1 pseudogene is annotated in these 379 nt (G+C 37.7%); it reads left to right on the top strand.

The features are described from left to right. Positions 1 to 363: pseudogene (locus tag JFL43_RS22200) on the top strand (methyl-accepting chemotaxis protein); the annotation flags it as partial. Positions 364 to 379 lie beyond the last annotated feature (16 nt).

Consider the following 379-nt stretch of genomic DNA (forward strand, 5'->3'; position numbering starts at 1 on the left):
ACTGCAGAAAGTGTAGTAAAAGAGATGAATGAAAGTTCACTTGAAGTGAAAGAAGGAAGCCTAGCGGTCAGCTCAATTGGCACAAATTTAAAAGCTATTTTACAATCCGTACGGCATGTGAATGAAGAAATTCAAGAAGATTCTGCTGTCGTAGAACAAATGTCTGCAAGTTCAGAGGAGATTCTTGCTTCTACTGAGCAGATGAATGACATCGTAGTAAACAATGCAAACCGTGCTACAAGAGTCGCAAGTGCATCAGATCAACAAGTCCAAATTGTTAATGAGTTAAGCAATATTAGCCAATATTTGGCTGACAATGCGGATAAAATGATGGCAGTTATTAAACAGTTTAAAGTGAAGTGAAAATGAGGAAAAGGGT

The sequence above is a fragment of the Viridibacillus soli genome (assembly GCF_016612995.1).
Lineage (GTDB): Bacteria > Bacillota > Bacilli > Bacillales_A > Planococcaceae > Viridibacillus > Viridibacillus soli.